This is a genomic window from Paenalkalicoccus suaedae (assembly GCF_006965545.2).
GTDB classification, from domain to species: Bacteria; Bacillota; Bacilli; order Bacillales; family Salisediminibacteriaceae; genus Paenalkalicoccus; species Paenalkalicoccus suaedae.
The window spans coordinates 1410929-1430152 of sequence record NZ_CP041372.2 but is presented as its reverse complement, the minus strand read 5'-3'; the positions used below and the strand labels follow the sequence as shown (position 1 = coordinate 1430152).

The 19224-nt window shown below is 41.5% G+C and carries 20 protein-coding genes; all 20 read right to left on the bottom strand.

Features of this window, described 5'->3' with window-relative positions; all coding sequences use genetic code 11:
* Positions 1-8 precede the first annotated feature (8 nt).
* Complete coding sequence (locus tag FLK61_RS07700; RefSeq protein WP_176008897.1) at positions 9-404, bottom strand: diacylglycerol kinase; 396 nt, start codon at positions 402-404, stop codon at positions 9-11.
* A complete protein-coding gene (ybeY, locus tag FLK61_RS07695) occupies positions 388-849 on the bottom strand; it encodes an rRNA maturation RNase YbeY (protein WP_176008896.1) in 462 nt (153 codons plus the stop codon). Before ybeY ends, FLK61_RS07700 begins: the two co-directional genes overlap by 17 nt.
* The gene (locus FLK61_RS07690) at positions 846-3023 is read right to left on the bottom strand and encodes an HD family phosphohydrolase (protein WP_176008895.1); all 2178 of its coding nucleotides are present in this window, start codon (positions 3021-3023) and stop codon (positions 846-848) included. Before FLK61_RS07690 ends, ybeY begins: the two co-directional genes overlap by 4 nt.
* A 78-nt stretch (positions 3024-3101) precedes the next feature.
* The gene (locus FLK61_RS07685; RefSeq protein WP_249777699.1) at positions 3102-4082 is read right to left on the bottom strand and encodes a PhoH family protein; all 981 of its coding nucleotides are present in this window, start codon (positions 4080-4082) and stop codon (positions 3102-3104) included.
* Positions 4072-5226, bottom strand: coding sequence for a sporulation protein YqfD (locus tag FLK61_RS07680; RefSeq protein ID WP_176008893.1), 1155 nt, complete (start codon positions 5224-5226; stop codon positions 4072-4074). Before FLK61_RS07680 ends, FLK61_RS07685 begins: the two co-directional genes overlap by 11 nt.
* A complete protein-coding gene (locus FLK61_RS07675) occupies positions 5219-5515 on the bottom strand; it encodes a YabP/YqfC family sporulation protein (protein ID WP_176008892.1) in 297 nt (98 codons plus the stop codon). Before FLK61_RS07675 ends, FLK61_RS07680 begins: the two co-directional genes overlap by 8 nt.
* A gap of 86 nt (positions 5516-5601) precedes the next feature.
* On the bottom strand, positions 5602-6117 hold the full coding sequence (locus FLK61_RS07670) for a hypothetical protein (protein WP_176008891.1): 516 nt from the start codon (positions 6115-6117) through the stop codon (positions 5602-5604).
* A gap of 25 nt (positions 6118-6142) precedes the next feature.
* Complete coding sequence (gene floA, locus FLK61_RS07665) at positions 6143-7150, bottom strand: flotillin-like protein FloA (RefSeq protein ID WP_176008890.1); 1008 nt, start codon at positions 7148-7150, stop codon at positions 6143-6145.
* A gap of 24 nt (positions 7151-7174) precedes the next feature.
* Positions 7175-8491, bottom strand: a complete 1317-nt coding sequence (locus FLK61_RS07660) for an NfeD family protein (protein WP_347338993.1) — start codon at positions 8489-8491, stop codon at positions 7175-7177.
* A gap of 356 nt (positions 8492-8847) precedes the next feature.
* Positions 8848-9165 carry a hypothetical protein gene (locus FLK61_RS07655; protein WP_176008889.1) on the bottom strand — a complete coding sequence of 106 codons (318 nt, stop codon included), beginning with the start codon at positions 9163-9165 and terminating at the stop codon, positions 8848-8850.
* 136 nt (positions 9166-9301) lie between these two features.
* A complete protein-coding gene (locus FLK61_RS07650) occupies positions 9302-9745 on the bottom strand; it encodes a GatB/YqeY domain-containing protein (RefSeq protein ID WP_176011174.1) in 444 nt (147 codons plus the stop codon).
* 20 nt (positions 9746-9765) lie between these two features.
* Complete coding sequence (rpsU, locus tag FLK61_RS07645) at positions 9766-9939, bottom strand: 30S ribosomal protein S21 (RefSeq protein ID WP_176008888.1); 174 nt, start codon at positions 9937-9939, stop codon at positions 9766-9768.
* A 158-nt stretch (positions 9940-10097) separates the two neighbouring features.
* Complete coding sequence (mtaB, locus tag FLK61_RS07640; RefSeq protein ID WP_176008887.1) at positions 10098-11432, bottom strand: tRNA (N(6)-L-threonylcarbamoyladenosine(37)-C(2))-methylthiotransferase MtaB; 1335 nt, start codon at positions 11430-11432, stop codon at positions 10098-10100.
* Positions 11433-11439: 7 nt separating this feature from the next.
* Positions 11440-12186, bottom strand: coding sequence for a 16S rRNA (uracil(1498)-N(3))-methyltransferase (locus FLK61_RS07635; RefSeq protein WP_176008886.1), 747 nt, complete (start codon positions 12184-12186; stop codon positions 11440-11442).
* 9 nt (positions 12187-12195) lie between these two features.
* Complete coding sequence (gene prmA / locus FLK61_RS07630) at positions 12196-13137, bottom strand: 50S ribosomal protein L11 methyltransferase (protein ID WP_176008885.1); 942 nt, start codon at positions 13135-13137, stop codon at positions 12196-12198.
* Positions 13138-13160: 23 nt separating this feature from the next.
* Complete coding sequence (gene dnaJ, locus FLK61_RS07625; RefSeq protein ID WP_176008884.1) at positions 13161-14291, bottom strand: molecular chaperone DnaJ; 1131 nt, start codon at positions 14289-14291, stop codon at positions 13161-13163.
* 135 nt (positions 14292-14426) lie between these two features.
* Positions 14427-16262, bottom strand: coding sequence for a molecular chaperone DnaK (gene dnaK / locus FLK61_RS07620; RefSeq protein ID WP_176008883.1), 1836 nt, complete (start codon positions 16260-16262; stop codon positions 14427-14429).
* A 33-nt stretch (positions 16263-16295) separates the two neighbouring features.
* Positions 16296-16865: a nucleotide exchange factor GrpE gene (grpE, locus tag FLK61_RS07615; RefSeq protein ID WP_430708799.1), complete on the bottom strand. Its 570-nt coding sequence runs from the start codon at positions 16863-16865 to the stop codon at positions 16296-16298.
* Positions 16866-16870: 5 nt separating this feature from the next.
* Positions 16871-17902, bottom strand: a complete 1032-nt coding sequence (gene hrcA / locus FLK61_RS07610) for a heat-inducible transcriptional repressor HrcA (protein WP_176008882.1) — start codon at positions 17900-17902, stop codon at positions 16871-16873.
* Positions 17903-17999: 97 nt separating this feature from the next.
* A complete protein-coding gene (hemW, locus tag FLK61_RS07605) occupies positions 18000-19148 on the bottom strand; it encodes a radical SAM family heme chaperone HemW (protein WP_176008881.1) in 1149 nt (382 codons plus the stop codon).
* Positions 19149-19224 lie beyond the last annotated feature (76 nt).

The following is a 19224-nucleotide window of genomic DNA, read 5'->3' as shown; positions in this document are numbered from 1 at the left end:
CTTTCCCGTTATAAGTGAAATAGTTCTAGTAGTCTTGGGAGAAATATCATACCCCCTACAACAGCGGCTGTCAATGCAAATACTAGCACAGCTCCTGCGGCGGCATCTTTTATAATTTTAGCACGTTCATCAAATGTTTGGATAACTAAATCAACCATGTGTTCAAGTGCTGTGTTTATTAGCTCTAAACAGAGAACTGCGCCTACAGCAATTACTAAGATAGCTTGTTCAAAAAACGGCACATCTAAGACTTGAGCAAGCACCATTACTAGAACAGCAATTACCGTATGAATTCGAAAGTTTTGTTCATGCTTCCACGTATGACGAATTCCCTCAGCTGCATACCGAAAGCTTTTTCTAAGCCGCTTCCAAGATACAAATGGTCGGCTATTTTTTGAGGCCATGCTGCTCCAATACTTCCTCTTGACGAGCGGTCATTTTGTCCTCGTCCTCTTTTGTATCGTGGAGATAGCCGAGTAAATGTAGGAATCCGTGAACAGCAAGAAAGCTCAATTCTCGTTCAAATGAATGCTCATATTCAGTTGCTTGATCGCGTGTTTTGTCAATGGAAATAATAATATCCCCTAACATATTAGGAAGATCTTCATGCTGAATATCTTCCTCCCCCTCATTTAATGCAAAGGACAACACATCAGTTGGTCGATCAATATTACGATAATCACGATTTAACTCATGAATTCTCTCGTTCGATACAAAAGTAATCGAAACTTCCGATTCATCTGGTTGTTCTTCCATTTCAAAAGCTGTATGAACGACGTTTGTCACAAGCTCTAATTGTTTTTCAGTAAGCGTATTTGTCTCATCAACTAAATCAATTGTATAGGTCATTTTGCTAACCCCTTTACTTTTTTTATGTCTTCTTCATCAGGGTAATCAATTCTTGAGTGGAAAGTCCCTTTAAGTGTTTCGCACATAGACTTCGAAGCAATATGAAGCTCCCTTAATGTTAAATCACACTCATCGAATTGCCCGTCCTCAAGTCGATCATTAATAATCTTTTTAACCAGCGATTCAATTTTCTCCATTGTTGGTTGTTGCATGGCACGGACGGCTGCCTCTACGCTATCCGCCACTCCGACAATAGCACTCTCTTTAGAACGCGCTTTCGGACCAGGGTATCTAAACTCTTCTTCTTTTACATCATCACCATTTTCTTTTGCTTTATAATAAAAGAACTTAAGTAATGTTGTACCATGATGCTGTTCTGCTATATCAATTAATTCTTTCGGGATCTTTTCCTGGCGTAGCATTTCTGCTCCATCGTAAGGGTGCGCGATAATAATATTTTTACTTAAATGAGGAGATAGCTTATCATGTGGGTTCTCCATTTTCATTTGATTTTCGATAAAAAATTGAGGACGCCTCGTTTTACCAATATCATGATAGTACGCTCCCACTCGCGCTAAAAGACCATTTGCACCAATAGCTTCACAAGCACTCTCGGCTAAATTAGCTACTACTACGCTATGGTGATATGTTCCCGGCGCTTCTAGTAAGATCTTACGTAAAAGTTTGTTGTTAGGATTAGAAAGCTCAATAAGGCGAGACGTGGATAACACTCCGAATCCAGCTTCTAAGAAAGGTAAAATACCAGACACTAGGATAACGGCGATTAACCCACCAGCTGCCGCAAACCCAATGTGTAACCCTATATCAATCATTCCAAATGGCACATTTTTTAGTAAAATCAAAGCACCAGCAATTAGTACACTTGTAATAGAGACAAGGGCTCCTGTTTTGAGTAAATTTACCATTCTCGTTGATTTATTCAAGAAAAAGACCCCTGCTAATCCACTAAAGAAAACAAAAATCCCAAATGAATAATCCATCATTCCTGTAGATTGCTCATTAAACATGATAGCGGCAGCAATGGAGAAGATAAACGATGTAAATATAGCCACTCGTGATTGTAGGAGTATGGTAATAAGCATAGTCCCGACAGCTACAGGCGCAATATAGGTGATACCTGCAATATCCAGTGCATATAAATAGCTAACTAATCGAAGTAATACGAGCGTGATCATATAAATGATAATGTACATAAGTAAATGCGTATTGTTAGAACGTAAAGACGTTTGCGCGTCATTCATATAATAGGCAAGCATAACAACAAGTAAAAAGATAATTAACGCTAAACCGAGTAATGGGTAAAGCGGAGATACTTCTTCAGTTAAGCCTACTAGGGTCAACTGTTCATATATTTCTCCAGTTATGACTTGCCCTTCTTCTACAAGAATTTGTCCCTCTCGAATAACCGCTGGTTCAACCGCCTCAACTGCTTCTTCGCGAGCCTCCACTGTCGCCTGCTCATCAAAGAGGAAATTAGCGGTAATCCCGTACCTCGCAACATCCACCATCGCGTTCTCAAGTAAATATCTCGTCGTTGTAATGCGAACATTTTCTTCTACTTGATTTTTTGCTTCTTCTACAGAATCAATGCTAATTTCCTCATTCATCAATTCAAAAACAGCGCTCGTTGCGGTATCTTGCGCTACTTCTAAATCACTGGCTGAAGCCGCTAGAAGTGTATAAAGAGTTGTTTCAGACAGCTGATCAACGGCTTCCATGGGAAGTCGTTCATTTAATGCTGCTAACTGATCCTCTGCAGAGTATTCTTCGTTGGAGTCTGTCTGATCGGCTAGGCTTTCCTGCTCACGAACGTCTGCTTGAATCACTCTTACTGACTGGAAGATATCATTAATTCTCTCGATTTGATTTTCTGCAAATCGTGGTCTGACGGTGTAGACGGGTGACACATTATTTGATGCCTCCTGCTGAAGTCTCTCCGTTTCAGCGCGGTTTTCGACTGTAACTGGGGAGCGAATGTCCTCAGGTGCTACGCCTCCAGATTCAATTTCAAGAGATTGAGGAATCACGTTTGAGACTAATAAAGCGTATGTAAAAACGGCAAATAATATAAATAGGAATAACCGAATATAACGGTGTTCTTTTAGTTTTTTCCACCATGCCTGTTGATCGATGGATGATCGCTTCGTAACCACCTATAATCCCCCTTTCCTATCACGTGATGAACAACAAGCGTGAATAAGGATTTCCTTACTCACGCTTCATAAATGATACTATTCGTTGTTATCGGCCTTTTGATCAGCCTTATCATACGCTTCAATAATGCGTTGAACGAGGGTATGACGCACGACGTCAGCAGCCTCTAAATAAATAAATGGGATACCTTCAACTCGCTTCAAAATAGTAGACGCTGTTCTAAGACCTGACATTTTGCCTCTAGGAAGGTCGATTTGAGTTAAGTCCCCTGTTACGACCATTTTTGAGCCAAAGCCAAGACGCGTTAAGAACATTTTCATTTGTTCTGGTGTCGTGTTTTGTGCTTCGTCAAGAATGACAAAAGAATCATCCAATGTACGGCCTCGCATGTAGGCAAGTGGCGCTATTTCAATCGTTCCGCGTTCCATAAGCCTCGTTGTGTTCTCAACTCCGAGAACATCGTGCAGCGCATCATAGAGCGGGCGTAAATAAGGATCTACCTTCTCCTTTAAATCCCCAGGTAAGAATCCTAAGCTCTCACCGGCTTCAACAGCTGGTCTAGTAAGAACGATTTTTTTTACATTGCCTTCTTTTAATGCATGTACAGCTAGGACCACTGCTAAATACGTTTTACCAGTCCCGGCAGGACCAATCCCAAACACAATATCCTTTTTACGAATTGCGGAGACATAGTGACGTTGTCCCAACGTCTTAGCTAGGATAGGTTTGCCTTTAACCGTTGTTGTGATTTTATCTTCATAAAGCTCCGTCATTTCGCTTAATAAGTCGCGCTCGACAAGTTGAGCAGCGTAAACGACGTCTCTCTCGTGAATGTGGATCCCTTTACGAATTAACTGCAACAGCACTTCTAAAACGCGCTGTACTTTATCTGCAGTCTCATCATCACCGGTAATTACTACTTCCTGACCTCTCGTAAGTAAAGTAGTCGATAGTTTTTCTTCTAATCGTTTTAAATGTCGATCGTTTGGACCAAATAGAGCTTGTACTTCATTTGCGTCTTGTACAGGTAATGCAATCGTTCGTTTATTATCTGCCAATCGTCTCATTCTCCTTGATAACGGATCTTTTTTTTGCTATCGAATCGTTAACCGTATAGTGAATTACTACCTTAACTTTACCATTCTCCATAGATTCGTGCAAAACTTTTTCCTGTAAGATCTCCCCACTATCAGTCAAGGTCTCTTGGAGCTGATCCTTAGCAGCACTTTTGGCTTCTTGAACAGCTTCTTCCTGTGCATACTCTACTTGCGTTTTTGTAAGCTCATAGTAATGATTTGTGTGAAAAGCAATAGTGAGACCTTTATCAAGAAGCTTTTTTGATTGCCGCTCTTTATATCCACCTGGCTCATTAAAAAATAATGGTATCGTATAGGAGCCAAGCTGGATCGCATACCGTGTGTTTTTCGGTCCTACAACCGTTTCATAATCATGAATAAGTGGTTGTTCCACTTTTGCAATTTCCCAAAATTCACCGATTACTTCCCCTTCAGCAGCAACTAACTGTTTATCTTCTTCTCGCCCTATATAACCTGATATCAGGATGTCATTTTTTCGGACAAACTGATCGACTCTCACTGCTGCTGTCCCAGTACCTGCGACAATCCTTTTAATGACAGCATCTCTCGTTGCGGTGAGATGTCCTAAACGTTTTTCTTCAACCTGATTTTCTTGCCTTTTTTCGATAATACGAAATGAATAAGTCGTACCAATTTTTTCTCCTCCTATAAAAGCTATTTGATCCAATTCCGCTAACGCAAAGGTCTGTAGCTCTTCCATAGATGGATGTCTCACAATAAAAGAATGCTGTTTTAAGCCCTTTTCCTCCAGAAGCTCTAGCACTTGATGGCGCAAGGCGACATTCCCACCTTCCACTTCAACCGACCAAGTAAGACTCATTAATATGTAAAGAGTCAAAGCGAATCCCACACTTCCTAATAAGGCAAATATATTAAGTTGTGAGAGTGAATGCATCATTCCAACATAGCCGTGTATACGTGCATTCGCTCCCTGATCGGTTAATAACTCCATCAAATGGTCTATATCACGGATGTGCACATGACATGTTATAGCGGTACCAGACGTTTTGACTACCGTTATACGAATTCTATGGTGTTGACAAAGTCGAACGAACGCTGCCGTATTTATTTGCTCCACATACACTTTCTTATAAAGGCTAATCATCTTGGTCCCCCTGAATCCGAACTGCTACATTCGTTATTTTCCCCTCCATCATGAGCTCTTCTTTTAAGATGGTTTTTAACACAAATTGCTCGCCATCAATAACAATTCTCCCAAACTGACTTTTAACAATCAGTCTTTGATCACTAAAAAATAGGACCTCTGAAAAATTTTCTAAATAAATATGGAGATGTCCAATTAACGTCACCTTAGGAAGGTGAAGTGCAATATCAGGAGGGATTTCCATGACGTCGGTTAGCATATGTTGAAGCATATTTCTCATTTTTTTCATATGCACGACCTCCTCTTCAGGGAAAGTATATGTAAAGGCATAAAAAAAGAGACGACATAGTTTCATGTCGTCTCTTCAGCATTTAATTATCTGTGTCTACGTGCTTTCGGTTTTCCTAATACCTCAGACCAAATAACACCCTTAATTGCATCTTCTTTAGTAATATTTTTGAAGTCTAAATCAATTTTTGACTTAGAAGCAGATAGATCCTTTTTATAAATAGGAGAATCCATTATATTATCTTGTTTAGCCGCCTCAGACTTACGCTGTTGCACCTGTTCATAGCGACGCTGTAACTCATCATTAGCCTTCGAGAGGGACGCCGTAGCTTCCTTACTCTCGGAAGAACTCTTTGATGGAGCTGGTTGCTCTTTTTTACTGCGTTCTTCCGGAGGATAAAAAATATCTCTCCAGTCAGCTTGCTCCGCTTCGCTAGGATTGCGTTCTTCAGAGTCAATAGTAGCTGTTTCGTCTGGTGAGAGGTCAGGCTGCTGACGTGCTTCATCAGCAGTGCCCCTCTTACGAAACGTACTAAACAAGAAAGCGATAATCAAGAAGAGAATAAAGGGATTTCCAAGAACTAATTCTATTAACCCTTCCACGATCGTTGCTCCCTTCTATAGTGGATTAACGACGGGGTTTTGTTGATGTTTGATCCTGTGTTTCTTCTCCATCGTCAGTCGCTTTACCAATTGATTCACGCATATCAGTATCCGCTTTTACGTTGTTAAAGTTCATGTAATCCATGACACCTAAATTACCTGAACGAAGAGCTTCAGACATAGCTAGAGGTACTTCTGCCTCTGCTTCAACTACCTTCGCGCGCATTTCTTCAACGCGGGCCTTCATCTCTTGCTCTTGTGCAACGGCCATCGCACGACGCTCTTCCGCTTTCGCCTGAGCGATCTTCTTGTCTGCTTCTGCTTGGTCCGTTTGAAGACCGGCACCGATGTTTTTACCGATGTCAATGTCCGCAATATCAATAGAAAGAATTTCAAACGCTGTACCAGCGTCTAACCCTTTCTTTAAAACGGTTTGCGAAATCATATCTGGGTTCTCAAGAACTTCTTTATGATTTCTTGCTGAACCGATTGTCGATACAATACCTTCACCAACACGAGCGATGACTGTTTCTTCACCAGCACCACCGACTAAGCGATCGATATTCGCACGTACCGTGATACGAGCTTTTGCTTTTACTTCAATTCCGTCCATCGCAACACCGGCGATGAATGGTGTTTCAATAACCTTAGGGTTTACACTCATTTGTACTGCTTCAAGTACATCACGACCTGCTAAGTCAATCGCCGCACATCGTTCAAACGTTAAATCAATGTTAGCACGTTGTGCTGCAATAAGTGCATTTACTACTCGGTCAACGTTACCACCGGCTAGATAGTGACCCTCTAGCTTGTCAGTAGACATATCTAAACCTGCTTTTACTGCTTTAATTTGTGGGTTTACTACACGATGAGGAATAACTCGACGTAGTCGCATACCGACTAGTTGAAAGATTCCTACTTTAACTCCTGCTGCCCACGCGGAAATCCATAGTCCTACTGGTACAAATGTAAATAGTACAAGTACCGCTATGACGATAACCCCGATCAAAATAAATACCGAAATATCTGGCATGTTTCTTCCTCCTTTTTAATTAGGCTATTCGGCCGATTCAACTCGCACTACAATACGAGATCCTACAGCTGAAATTACCTTTACTTTCTTCCCTTGTTCAATATATCCTCCCTCTGAAACAACGTCAAGTCGTTCATCACCAATTAAAGCTGTTCCAGATGGTCGAAGCACAGTTAAAGTTTGACCTGTTAAGCCAACTAATTCAACACGATGTTCATTTGATACGTAGCCAAGCTCAGTAGATGTTGCATCCTGTAAAATCATCTTTTTCATTGGACCGATTCGGTCTACATATTTCATCACAGTGAAAAATGCAACTAATGAAATTACGCCTGCAATTAGGACAGAATACAAAATAACCGTCGTATCAAAAGAGCTCATTACAAGACTCCCAATTATCGCTCCAAGTCCTAAAGCACCGAATATGCCAAAGCTTGGAGAAAACACTTCTAAAACAAGCAATGCTGCTCCGACAACAAATAAAATCAGTCCTTCAAAGCCAGCAAATCCAGCAACTAAATGACCATAAAAGAAAAGTAATAGTGAAGAAATCCCCATAATTCCAGGTATTCCAAACCCTGGTGAGTACAACTCCAGTATTAGCCCTAAACTTCCGATTGATAACAATATCGGAATAACGATAGGACTTGTTACAAATCTCGCAATTTGCTCTGCAAGACTAACCTCAAATTCCTGAATAGTTGCTCCTTCTAAATTTAAGTAAGCTAGTACATCATCTCGACTATCTGCAATAGCTTCCGCATAATTAACTGATATTGCTTCAGAGGCTGTTAACGTTAATAATTCTCCCTCCTCCGCACCTAACTCTGGTAGATCAATTCTCGGATCTGCCATTGCTAGCGCATATATCGGATCACGATCCCGAAGCTCCGCAGCAGCTCTCATGTTAGCAAGCCAAGCTGATTGCGCTTTATCATCTGCCGCATTACCTGAACCATCGATCACTTGCGCAGAGCCCATCCTCGTACTTGGAGCCATTAGAATTTCGTCTGCGTTTAGGGCAATATAAGCTCCTGCAGACATAGCTTCCTCTACAACGTAAGCTGTAGTAGGAATAGAGGATTCCCTTACGGTTCGAGCAATCTCACCAGCAGCATCCACTCTACCACCTGGTGTATTTAACTCAAAAACAATATGATCGACGCCTTCTTCCTCTGCTGTTTGAACAGCTCGATTCATAAAGGCTTCAAGTCCCCGTTCAACTGTTTGCTCAACCGGTACAAAATAAACCGTCTTTGATGCATTACTTTCATTAGCTGAAACGATGACAGCACTAAAGGCAACAGCGAGAAGAGTCGCAAAAAAAAGTATTCTGAACACTTTCAACGGCCTCACGCCCCTTTTCTAAAAAGCCTTAATACATGTACGATTGAGCTCAAATAAGGTTTCAACTATTTAAAAAGTTTAAAAATCCTATAGTAAGCAATTGCGTACAAGTATTAGCATGTACATTAAGTGTAAAAAACATAAGGAGTCACTGTCTAGTTATACGATTCCTCAACATGTAAAAATTACACCTTTAACAAGTTTTCTGCGATCCCTTTCGCGCTATTTAGCGCTCCTCTTCTTAAAAAGATTATAAGAGCTTCTCTTAAAGAAATAAAGGATCCATGGAAGTTGGCTACTATTTCAAAAATAAATAAAGAGACGTCACTTACTCACGTCTCTTTTAACTATTATTCGTTTTTCATTTTGATTCTTTCTTTCGTCTCTTTTGTACCTACCTCATATATAAAGGCGAAAAGGCGTTGTGTTTCATCACCGAGCTCTTCTTTATCTTTTTCATCTCGCGTTTCATCGAACGGGTGGACAAAAATATGCTCTGGCATCACGTCTCCGTCCTGTACATTAGCAACTAAATCACGGAGAACCTCTTCCTCTGCTCGTGTTACTTCTACATCATAATAAATCGCTTGTTCATCTAGTTTTGTATCCACAAGCTCTAAGTGTGTACCGGCTGTCCACTTCACGTATCTTAATGTTTTATCACTCATTTATTATTCCTCCTTTGCGTCTCCCTTTCCCATTCCCTCTGCGAGAAAAAATATGCATGAATTTGTACAAACGGAACGCAAAGAGTCCACAGCTCAAAATGAACTGTGGACTCTGATTAATTAACGTCTTATCGTTTTATGATAATGCCTGCTCGACTCTCTTTTTAACGGCGGTTCCGTCTGCGCGCCCTTTTACCTTAGGCATAATGGCACCCATAACCTTCCCCATATCCGCTTTAGACGTAGCTCCAACCTCTGTCACTGTCTCAGCAACGATGGCATCAAGCTCCGCTTCGTCAAGCTGCGCTGGCATATATTCGGACAGAATTGATACTTCTGCTTTCGTCTTTTCGACAAGATCTTGGCGTTCTGCTTGCTCAAATTCATGGAGGGACTCGCGACGCTGTTTCATTTCACGGTTTAATACAGTTAGAACCTCATCCTCTGAGAGCTCTGACCCTTTATTAATTGCTTCGTTTTGTAAAGTAGACTTTACACCACGAATAACCGATAGGCGTTGCTTGTCTTTTTTGCGCATTGCGTCCTTCATATCTTGATTAAGCTGATCAAGAATGTGCAAAGCCATAGTAAACCCTCTCCTTAGAACTTACGCTTACGAGCCGCTTCAGACTTCTTCTTACGCTTGATACTTGGCTTTTCGTAATGCTTACGCTTTTTAACCTCTGCCATCGTACCTTCTTTAGAAATTGTTTTCTTAAAGCGACGAAGAGCAGCATCGATGGATTCGTTTTTACGTACACGTGTTTCTGCCATTCTATATCCCTCCCTCCGAACAACCAATGAAAACATGTCAGAGGACATGTCATGTATGATTATAAAGGAATAGCGGTCTATGGTCAATATATCTTTCCATATTCCTACTACAGTTTTCCTTTTTCTCATCTGTTCTGCTATTGAATTAGCTAGTACGATTATTGAACGACGGCTTCGTCCCTCATCACTCGCACAAAGGACCCTTCGTTATATGGGTACCCTGCCTTATCGATTTTTACTTTGACGATTTCTCCAATCAAAGCATCATCGTCCGTCAGAAGCTTCACCTTCATATAATTATCTGTATAGCCAATTAGGTACGCGTCATTTTCTTTATCACGCTCTTCTGGGATCATTTCAAGCACTTCCCCTTCATAGCGTGACGCGTATTCTTTCGCTAATTGATTTGATAAAGCAATAAGCTTGTGAACGCGATTATTCTTCACTGCATCATCTACTTGATCTTCCATCCTAGCAGCTGGAGTACCAGTACGCTTTGAATAAGGGAAAACGTGTAGCTCTGAATAGCCAATTTCACGAATAAATTCGTACGTTTCATTAAACTCTTCTTCCGTTTCGCCAGGGAATCCAACAATAACGTCAGATGTGACAGCGAGTCCTGGTAGCGCCTTTTTAAGACGGTCTACTCGCTCTTTATAAAACGCAGTCGTATACTTACGGCGCATGCGTTTTAGTACTGTATCAGAACCAGACTGCAATGGTACGTGTAAATGACGTACGATCTTTTCTGATTGATCAATGGCCTCAATAACCTCGTCTGTAATTTGACTTCCCTCAATAGATGAAATGCGAATACGCTTTAATCCTTCTACTTTTTCTAATTCAATGAGAAGTTTAGCGAGGCTATAGTCTTTCATATCCTCTCCGTATCCACCAGTATGAATGCCAGTTAAAACGATTTCTTTGTAGCCTGCAGCAACAAGCTGATTAGCTTGCTTGATCACTTCAATTGGATCACGTGAACGTAGAAGGCCTCTCGCCCAAGGAATAATGCAGAATGTACAAAAGTTGTTACAGCCTTCTTGAATTTTTAACGAAGCGCGTGTTCGATCAGTAAATGACGGTACATCAAGCTCTTCGTAGACGCGTGATTTCATGATGTTCCCTACACCGTTGATCGGTTCACGCTCTTTTTGAAATTGTTCAATATAAGGAATCATTTTATGACGATCCTGTGTGCCTACAACAATATCTACTCCTGGTATCGCCATGATTTCTGCAGGAGAAGTTTGAGCGTAACACCCTGTCACACAAACAACCGCATCTGGATTCTTTCTTATTGCACGTCTAATAACCTGACGACTTTTCTTATCGCCTGTATTTGTAACTGTGCATGTGTTAATGACATAAACGTCTGATGTTTGTTCATAATCTACTTTTTCATAACCATCCTGCTTAAATAGTTGCCAGATAGCCTCTGTCTCATAATGGTTAACCTTACATCCAAGTGTATGGAACGCAACCGTACGCATTAGTTCTTCACCCCGATAGTTCTATTTGATAAGAAATTGCTGAGAGACCGTAAAGCGGAGCAGTTTCACTCCGAAGAATTCTTGGACCTAGTCCACAGCGAATCGCCTTTACCTCTTCAAGCTTTTTGACCTCTGCATCTGTTAATCCGCCTTCCGGACCGCAAACGAGCAGCACACGATCTCCAGGTGAAAGCTTTTGGAGAACCGCTTTAAATGAGCTTCTCTCATCCTCTTTTGCAGCTTCTTCATAGGCTACTATAACATGAGTAAAGTCGGATGCAGATGTTAAAAGCTCCTGCCAACTCACAAACGTGACATTAGGCACACGCTGTCTGTGCGACTGCTCACTCGCTTCTTTCGCTATTCTCTGCCAACGCTCGACTTTTTTATCCGCCTTCTTCGCATCAAGCTTTGCGACAGATCGCGTTGCTTCGAATGGAAGAAATGAAAAAGCGCCGAGCTCGGTAGCCTTTTGAATCGTTAGCTCCAACTTATCACCTTTAGGAAGTCCTTGTGCGATTGTTACGTCTACTGGCAGTTCAGACGATCGCTCCTCCTGATAAAGTACTCTTCCTCTCACTTCATCTGGTGCTACATCGAGCGCAACAATATAGCAGCTCCCATCTTCATTACAGCAAATAACCTCGTCATCATTCTTCATACGCATGACACGAGCAATATGCTTTGTTGATTCGTCATCCATCTTAACATAGCCATTCGTAAAATGATCATTTGGCAAAAAATATCGTTGCATTGGATCCTCCTACTCTGGCTTAGAAGCCACTATCGCAATCCAGTCTTCCATCTCCGTGATTTCGTCAATGACAAAACCTGCCTCAAGAAGAGAGTTTTTGACTAAATCTCTTTTCGCTTGGATAATTCCTGATGTAATAAGCTTTCCATTTGGTTTAACAAACGAAAATGCATCCTCTGTCATAGTAACAATCACTTCTGCTAAAATGTTTGCTACTATAACATCATACTCACCAGACAGCGTATCTAATAAATTACCCTGCGTAACCGATACCGTGTCAGTAGCGTGATTAAACGCTACATTTTGAGTAGCAGATTCAACAGCAACTTCATCTAAGTCGAGTGCTTCGACCTTATCAACACCTAATTTGGCCGCCGCAATTGCAAGTACGCCAGAACCGGTACCTACATCTGCAATACGATCTCCGTTCTTCGTGTGTCGCTCTAGCGCCTGAATACATAAAACCGTCGTAGGATGCGTACCAGTTCCAAATGCCATACCAGGATCGAGCTCAATAACAAGCTCTTTATCATGCACGGGCTTATAGTCTTCCCAAGAAGGAGAAATCGTAATAGTCTCCGAGACTTTTACTGGCTTGTAGTATTTTTTCCACGCAGTTGCCCACTCTTCTTCATTCACTTCACTAACTGTCAATGTGTTAGCACCAATATCAATATTGTAGGTAAGGAGCTGATTAATGGCCTGTTTGATTTCTTCCACAGACTCGTTTAAAAAACTATTAACAGGAAGATATGCTTTTAAAATAACACCTTCTTCAGGATAGTCCTCGGTTGATAAATCATAAATTTCTCCAAATTTATCTTCGAAGTCACGCAGAATATCATCCTTATCTTCAATAACGACACCTCCCGCTCCAGCTTCGTGCAGGATGTGACTAATCGGTTCTACTGCTTCTTGTGTCGTATGAATGCGAATTTCAGACCATTTCATGTGTCCATCTCCCTACCTGCTCATTATTCTCCAAAACTCTTAAACGCTCGTTTTACTTTAGCGAAAAAATTGTCGCTTTGCTCATCAGGCGCTTCATTCCCACTTACTTCTGCAAATTCACGTAAAATATCTTTTTGTTTGTCACTTAACTTCTTCGGCGTGATTACTTTTACTTCAATGTGCTGATCACCTTGTCCCATACCACGCACGTTTGGAGCACCTTTACCGCGAAGTCTAAAATGCGTACCCGTTTGCGTTCCGGCAGGAATTTTAAGCTTAATCTTTCCTTCTAGTGTAGGCACTTCCACTTCATCGCCAAGAGCTGATTGCACAAACGTAATTGGCATCTCACAGAAGATATCGTCACCATCGCGCTTAAAGAACTCATGAGACTTCACGTTAAAGACAACATAAAGGTCACCGGCTGGTCCACCATTAGCACCTGGTTCTCCTTGACCAGCTACACGGATTTGTTGGCCAGTGTCTACTCCCGCAGGAATTTTAATATGGATCTTTTTACGCTTTTTCACTTTTCCAGAGCCACCACATGTACGACATTTATCTTTGATTTCTTTTCCTGTACCCTCACAGTGATTACATACACGACGGTTTACAACACGACCAAACGGCGTGTTTTGTTCCACATTAAGTTGACCTGCACCACCACAATGACGACAAGTTTCAGGCGTCGTTCCTGGCTTAGCACCACTACCGTGACATGTTTCACAGTCTTCTTCTCTAGGAATTTCAATATCTGTTTCTTTCCCAAAGATCGCTTCTTTAAATTCAAGTGTCATCGTGTACTGTAAATCTGAGCCTTGACGTGGTGCATTCGGATCTCTTCTGCGACCACCGCCACCTCCACCAAAGAACATATCAAAAATATCGCTAAAGCCACCAAAGTCCTGTCCGCCAGCGCCACCAAATCCTTGATTTGGATCTGTATGACCAAACTGATCGTAGTGAGCGCGCTTATTACCATCGCTTAATGTATCATAAGCTTCTTTCACTTCTTTAAATTTCGTTTCCGCATCAGCTGCTTTATTAACATCTGGGTGGTACTCACGTGCAAGCTTTCTATATGCTTTTTTTATCTCTGCATCTGAGGCACCTTTACTAACCCCAAGTACTTCATAAAAGTCTCGTTTACTCATGTTTAAACCACTCCCGAATTTTCTCCATAACGATTATGTTATCACTCACACGTTGCCGAGTAAAGCAGGCATTTCGCTTCTTTTGACTTAGAAAAACCCACCAGGGGGAGCACCCTCTGGTGGGCGAGTAGAGAATTACTCTTTCTTTTCGTCGTTTACTTCCTCGTATTCAGCATCTACAACATTGTCGTCCTGCTCTTCTGTATTTCCAGCTTGGTCAGCGCCTTCAGCCTGCTGCTGTGCTGCTGCCTGCTCATAAAGCTTTGTCGTAAGCTCTGTAACAACTTCTTGGAGCTTGTCCTTCGCTGTTTTAATTGCTTCAGAGTCTGTACCTTCAAGCGCCGTTTTCACTTCATCCTTCGCTTGCTCTGCACGCTCTTTATCTGCTGGATCAACGTTTTCACCTAGGTCTTTTAGTGTCTTTTCCGTTTGGAAAACAAGCTGATCTGCTTCATTACGTAGATCTACTTCTTCACGACGCTTCTTGTCTGCTTCCGCATTTGCTTCTGCATCCTTGATCATTTGCTCGACTTCATCATCAGATAGACCTGAGCTTGACGTGATTGTAATAGACTGCTCTTTATTTGTGCCAAGGTCCTTCGCACGTACGTTCACAATTCCGTTAGCATCTAAATCAAAGGATACTTCGATTTGTGGCACGCCACGTGGTGCTGGAGGAATGTCCGTTAGTTGGAAGCGACCAAGTGTTTTGTTGTCCGCTGCCATTTCACGCTCCCCTTGTAATACGTGAATGTCTACAGATGGCTGATTGTCTGCTGCTGTAGAGAACACTTGAGACTTAGATGTTGGAATTGTCGTATTACGCTCGATTAGCTTCGTCATAACGCCACCCATCGTCTCAATACCTAGTGATAGAGGTGTTACATCAAGAAGGACAACGTCTTTCACATCACCAGTTAAGACACCAGCTTGGATCGCCGCACCAAGTGCTACAACTTCATCCGGGTTTACGCCTTTGTGAGAGTCCTTACCAGTTACTTTCTTGATTGCTTCTTGTACAGCTGGGATACGTGTAGATCCACCAACAAGAACAACTTTATCCACTTCACTAGCAGATAAACCAGCGTCTTGAAGCGCTTGACGAGTTGGTCCCATTGTACGCTCTACTAAATCGGATGATAAATCTTCAAACTTTGCACGCGATAGAGATAGCTCTAAGTGCTTCGGTCCACTAGCATCCGCTGTGATGAATGGTAAGCTAATTTGCGTTTGAGAAACACCAGAAAGGTCCTTCTTCGCTTTTTCAGCTGCATCCTTTAGACGCTGAGAAGCCATTTTATCTTGACTTAAGTCAATACCATTTTCTTTTTTGAATTCTTCTACAAGGTAATCAATAATTACTTGGTCAAAGTCGTCCCCACCAAGCTTATTGTCACCTGAAGTAGATTTAACTTCAAAGAATCCATCTCCAAGCTCAAGGATAGATACGTCAAACGTACCGCCACCTAGGTCATAAACAAGGATTGTTTGATCTTCTTCTTTTTCAAGACCATAAGCTAAAGCTGCTGCGGTAGGCTCGTTTACAATACGTTCTACTTCAAGACCTGCAATTTTACCAGCATCTTTCGTTGCTTGGCGTTGAGAATCGTTGAAGTATGCAGGTACAGTAATAACTGCCTTCGTCACCGTTTCACCTAAGTAAGCTTCCGCATCTGCTTTTAGCTTTTGTAACGTGATAGCAGAAATTTCTTGAGGAGTATAGTTCTTTCCTTCCGCTTCTACTTTATAGTCAGTACCCATGTGGCGCTTGATAGAAGTGATTGTGTTAGGATTTGTAATCATTTGACGCTTTGCTACTTCCCCAACTTGACGCTCTCCATCTTTGAATGACACAACAGATGGTGTTGTACGGGCTCCTTCTGCGTTTGGAATAACGACAGCTTCGCCACCCTCCATTACAGCTACACAAGAGTTTGTTGTACCTAAGTCAATACCAATTACTTTACTCATGTCAAAATCCTCCTAGATCTTAATCAATTAGATTTATGAACTAACTTTAACCATTGCAGGTCGAATAACTTTATCTTGCAAAATATATCCTTTTTGAAGCTCTTCGATTATCGTATTTGATTCATGCTCATCAGATTCCACTTGCATCACTGCTTGATGCTTGTGTGGATCAAAAGCTTCTCCTACCGTTTCCATCTGTTCGACGCCTTCATTCTTGAGTGCTTCAATCAGTTGTTTATGCACCATTTCCATACCTTTTAGTAGGCTTTTTGCATCTTCTGATTCGACTTCTACAGACAGAGCGCGTTCAAAGTTATCAACTGCTGGAATTAGACTCTCAGCAAGTGATTGAGATCTATATTTAGCCGCCGCTTCTTTTTCCTGCTTCGTTCGACGGCGGAAATTATCATAGTCAGCTTGTGTACGAAGTAGTTTATTCGTCGCTTCCTCCACTTTTGCTTCTAGCTCCTCGATTTCTGAAGGCTGTGACACTTCTTCTGCATCCGTTTCTACAAATTCTGCTTCTTCTTCTAGTACAACGTCTTGATCTTCAGTAGCTTCTTCTTCATGAACGTGATCTTTTTCGTTTGTCAATTCCTTCACCTCCCTTATTCACTTTGCTTCATGTCTGTTAGTAGCTTTGTTAAATCTTTTGAAAAATAATCCATTAAACTAATGATGCGCGGATACTCCATTCTTGTCGGACCAAGTATACCTATCGTACCCATGTGCGTTCCATCAAGCGAGTAAGTGGCCGTTACTACCGTACATTGATCAAAAGGCTCAAAGTGATTCTCATGACCAATACGGACAGTAAGCCCTGCTCCATCCGACTTGAACAGCTTCGATACGAGAGCGTCCTCTTCAAAAATGTTTAAAATATCTCGCACACGCTCCACATCATTAAACTCAGGCTGAGAAAGAATATTCGTCTTTCCGCCGTAGTACACCTTATCCTGTTGCTGCGACTCGAAAACATGATGAAAAACATCTAGCATCATGTTGTATTGAGAAACATATTTTTTCATCACCTGTTTCACTTCGCTATCAAGCTTCTTTTGTAGCATATAAATGGGTACACCAGCAAGTCGTTCATTTAATATATTGACGACTCTCTCTAAGTCTCCACCATTTATTTTACTAGGGAAGTGAACCGTTTGATTTTCAACGTAACCTGTGTCGGTAACGATAATAGCAACGGCCTGGGTATCAGAGATCGGGATGAGCTGAAGTTGCTTTAATTTAGACTCAAACACCTCTGGACCAAGAACGATGGATGTGTAGCTTGTAAGCTGCGACAAAAGCTTTGCAGACTGCGAAATAAGCATCTCAGACTCCTGATATTTCTCTTGCATAAGAGCTCTAATATCAAGTGTCTCTCTTTTCGCTACGTTTTTTGGACGTAATAAATGATCGACGTAATATCGATACCCTTTTTGTGAAGGGATTCGGCCCGCAGAACTATGAGGCTTATCTAAAAAACCTAGCTCTTCCAAATCGGACATCTCATTACGTATCGTAGCAGGACTATAGCTAATGTCCTCTCTCTTAGATACGGTACGAGAGCCGACTGGTTCCGCATGTGTTACATAATCATCTACGATTGCTTTTAAGATTAGCAACTGACGCTCTGTTAACATGTGAATCCCCTCCTGTTAGCACTCGATTAAGATGAGTGCTAAATCTATAATATAAGTTACCAAAGAGGACTCCCTATTGTCAACGAAAGAGGCACAATTAATCCTCTTCCGTTAACAAAAATTGTTCAAACACTTCGTTGCCAAGTAACATCCCTTTTTCTGTGAGCAATAAATAGTCCCCATCAAGGTCCAGTAGTCCTTTTTCCCGTAATGATGATACTACTGTAGGGAAAACATCCTCCACGTCTTTATTAAATCGCTTTTTAAACTCCGTCACGGATATTCCTTTCCGTTTTCTAAGCCCCATAAACATTTGCTCTTCCATTCTTTCCACCTGAGACACAGGATGTTCATCTAAGTATGGAAGCTCGCTTGCTTTAAGAGCCTTCATATACTTCGGAAGAGGGCCATGATTCATTCTTCTTATGCCATAAACATAACTATGTGCACCTGCTCCAATTCCGTAATACTCATTGTTATCCCAATACGTTAAGTTATGAATACTCTCCTTGCCTGTTTTAGCAAAGTTACTAATTTCATATTGGGAAAAGTGGTTTTTACCTAAAAATTCTTTTAAGTAGTCGTACATATCCGCTTCAAGCTCTTGTGGTAGTAAGGGTAGCCTACCTTTTTGCCAAAGCTGATAAAAGACAGTCTTAGGCTCCACTTTAAGTGAATAAGCACTCACGTGAGCGACAGGGAGCTCTACAAGTTTACTTAACGTATCTTTCCACTGCTCCATTGTTTGATTCGGCAGTCCAAACATTAAATCGACCGATAAATTGGTTATTCCTGCTTGTATACTCATCTGGACAGTTTCCCCAACATCTGTTGGTTTATGATCGCGGTTAATCGTTTGTAAAAGCATCGGATCAAACGTTTGTGCCCCGATTGATAATCGGTTCACACCGACCGCTTTTAACATATTCAGCTTCTCCTGATCCGCACTTCCAGGGTTCACCTCTACCGTCCACTCTACTTCATCGTGAAGGGTAAACGTTGATTTAATTCCTTTTAATAGCTTTTCAAGAGTAGGTGTATCAAGAGAGGTTGGGGTTCCTCCGCCTACATAAATTGTTCTTATCGCATGCTTTTGAGGGTACTTCTCTACCGTCATTTGCATTTCTTGAATAGCTAAATCCACATACTCCTCGACCGGCTGATTTTTTAAGAAAAATTTATTGAAGTCACAGTAGTGACAAATCTGTTCACAAAATGGCACATGTACATATAACGAAGATGGCATAATAGCTCCTTTCATAGTTAACACAAAACAAGGAAGAGAGGGTGAGCCAAACGAACGCGTTTGGTCACCCTCTCTG

Bases quoted from the DNA above. Each gene is read 5' to 3' on its own strand.
- FLK61_RS07700 (WP_176008897.1), bottom strand. From the start codon at position 404: ATGGCCTCAAAAAATAGCCGACCATTTGTATCTTGGAAGCGGCTTAGA.
- ybeY (WP_176008896.1), bottom strand. From the start codon at position 849: ATGACCTATACAATTGATTTAGTTGATGAGACAAATACGCTTACTGAA.
- FLK61_RS07680 (WP_176008893.1), bottom strand. From the start codon at position 5,226: ATGATTAGCCTTTATAAGAAAGTGTATGTGGAGCAAATAAATACGGCA.
- FLK61_RS07675 (WP_176008892.1), bottom strand. From the start codon at position 5,515: ATGAAAAAAATGAGAAATATGCTTCAACATATGCTAACCGACGTCATG.
- floA (WP_176008890.1), bottom strand. From the start codon at position 7,150: ATGCCAGATATTTCGGTATTTATTTTGATCGGGGTTATCGTCATAGCG.
- FLK61_RS07655 (WP_176008889.1), bottom strand. From the start codon at position 9,165: ATGAGTGATAAAACATTAAGATACGTGAAGTGGACAGCCGGTACACAC.
- rpsU (WP_176008888.1), bottom strand. From the start codon at position 9,939: ATGGCAGAAACACGTGTACGTAAAAACGAATCCATCGATGCTGCTCTT.
- mtaB (WP_176008887.1), bottom strand. From the start codon at position 11,432: ATGCGTACGGTTGCGTTCCATACACTTGGATGTAAGGTTAACCATTAT.
- FLK61_RS07635 (WP_176008886.1), bottom strand. From the start codon at position 12,186: ATGCAACGATATTTTTTGCCAAATGATCATTTTACGAATGGCTATGTT.
- prmA (WP_176008885.1), bottom strand. From the start codon at position 13,137: ATGAAATGGTCTGAAATTCGCATTCATACGACACAAGAAGCAGTAGAA.
- dnaJ (WP_176008884.1), bottom strand. From the start codon at position 14,291: ATGAGTAAACGAGACTTTTATGAAGTACTTGGGGTTAGTAAAGGTGCC.
- dnaK (WP_176008883.1), bottom strand. From the start codon at position 16,262: ATGAGTAAAGTAATTGGTATTGACTTAGGTACAACAAACTCTTGTGTA.
- hrcA (WP_176008882.1), bottom strand. From the start codon at position 17,902: ATGTTAACAGAGCGTCAGTTGCTAATCTTAAAAGCAATCGTAGATGAT.
- hemW (WP_176008881.1), bottom strand. From the start codon at position 19,148: ATGCCATCTTCGTTATATGTACATGTGCCATTTTGTGAACAGATTTGT.